A 1089-nucleotide genomic window follows, 5' to 3' on the forward strand; every position below is an offset into this window, starting at 1 on the left:
GCCGCGGGCCTGTTCGACGAGGCGTACTGATCCCGCCTCCGCGCACGGAAGAGGGGCCCGCCCACCGGGACGTGCCCCTCTTCCGTGCCGCGGGGCCCTACTTGAGGTCGAACTCGCCGTCCCGCGCCCCCAGGACGAAGGCCCGCCACTCGGCCTCCGTGTACCGCAGCACCGTCCCCGGGTCCAGCGAGGACCGCATGGCGACGGCGCCGCCCGGCAGATGGGCGATCTCCACCCGCTCCTCGGCATCCTCGGTGCCGGGGGCGCTCAGCCACTCCACCCCCGAGATGTCGAGTGCGTACAGCTCGTCCTTCTCCTGCTGAGTGCCCATCGGACGCCTTTCCCGCCCGGCGGCGACGTCCCCGCCGGGCCCTCGTGCTTACGGCCTGACTGCCGATTATCCCCGCTCCGCCCCACCCGGGTGACCGGAACGTGGATGCTCGACACATGTGCCGGCAGCGGCCGGCGGACCGTCCGGCCGACGCCCCGGCACACGCGCGGCCGGCCGGTCACGAGCGGGGCGCCGGCACCGCCCCGGGCCGGGAGATCCGCTCGTACAGCGCCCGGCTCAGGGACGACAGCGGCTCCCCCCGGACGGGGGTACCGCCCGCGTCGTCCTGCGTCACCAGCAGGGCGGCACCGCCCCGTTCCTCGGCTTCGACGCCCACGGTGGCGTAGTCACCGGCCTCGCCGAGGACCGGCCGGCCCGGAGCGGCTTCGCCCGTCCGCCGGAAGTAGGCCTTCAGCGCGTCGATGTCCTCCCCGCCGGCCTCCAGTACCACGGGTGCCAGCATCACCTCGGCCCCCGCTTTCCGCGCCGCGACGAGATGGACCTCCACGGACCGCTGCCCGATGTGGAACCAGCAGCTGACGAGGGCACCCGGGTTGTCGGCGAACGGCGCGCCCTCCTCGGCCTCCAGTCCGTTCTCCGCCGTGGCCGTGGGCTCGTCCGCACCACCGGGCGCCGGGCCGGGGCCGGCCTCACCGGCGATCCCCGCGGCGGACACCGCCTCCTCGAAGTCGTAGGGGACCGGACAGGTGTCCGCGCCACCCCGACCCACCTCGTCCGCCGTGGCGGCCAGGCCCTCG

The 1089-nt window shown here is 75.4% G+C and carries 2 protein-coding genes; both read right to left on the reverse strand.

The genetic code is table 11. The features are described 5' to 3' along the window. Positions 1 to 97: 97 nt before the first annotated feature. A complete protein-coding gene (locus tag ABZ371_RS32825; protein WP_358686636.1) occupies positions 98 to 331 on the reverse strand; it encodes a DUF397 domain-containing protein in 234 nt (77 codons plus the stop codon). Positions 332 to 509: 178 nt separating this feature from the next. Next, on the reverse strand, positions 510 to 1089 hold a 580-nt coding region (locus tag ABZ371_RS32830; RefSeq protein WP_358686638.1), incomplete at its 5' end, for a hypothetical protein.

The organism is Streptomyces sp. NPDC005899 (genome assembly GCF_040629645.1).
In the GTDB taxonomy this organism is placed as follows: Bacteria; Actinomycetota; Actinomycetes; order Streptomycetales; family Streptomycetaceae; genus Streptomyces.

Coding starts and splice junctions, on each gene's coding strand:
- ABZ371_RS32825 (WP_358686636.1), bottom strand. CDS start 331: ATGGGCACTCAGCAGGAGAAGGACGAGCTGTACGCACTCGACATCTCG.